1 protein-coding gene is annotated in these 366 nt (G+C 54.6%); it reads right to left on the reverse strand.

The genetic code is table 11. The annotated features are described in order from the left end of the window. On the reverse strand, positions 1-188 hold a 188-nt coding region (locus tag AC3XQU_RS23255; protein WP_489876519.1), incomplete at its 3' end, for a ribbon-helix-helix domain-containing protein. Between the last annotated feature and the right edge of the window lie 178 nt (positions 189-366).

The raw sequence follows: 366 nt of genomic DNA on the forward strand, positions 1-366 counted from the left end.
GCCTCACTCAGATGGGCGTTAGCGGCCTTGGCCTGCTCAGCGCTCAGCTCCAGGATGTGTGCCCGTACCGCTTCTTCGATGAAGCGCGACAGGTCGCCCTTACGGCCGCCGCCCTGGCTGGCCAGAAACATCCGAAGCGACTGGTCGGTGTCGGCCGAGACGGCGACATTCCAGCGAATGGTATTCATAGCGTTCTCCGCTAATAGGTGTTTGTGTGTTTATACGCCAATCACAAAGGGCGATGCAATGGTTCGACAAAACGAAGGTTTTGCCGAACTCTATCGAGGAATGGCTCGGTTCGTTAAGCTCCCCGCGCTACGGTTCAAATAACTGGTACGCTTAATCAAAGTTCAACTATTACTAACG

It is taken from the genome of Telluria sp. AZSoR62 (assembly GCF_058111565.1).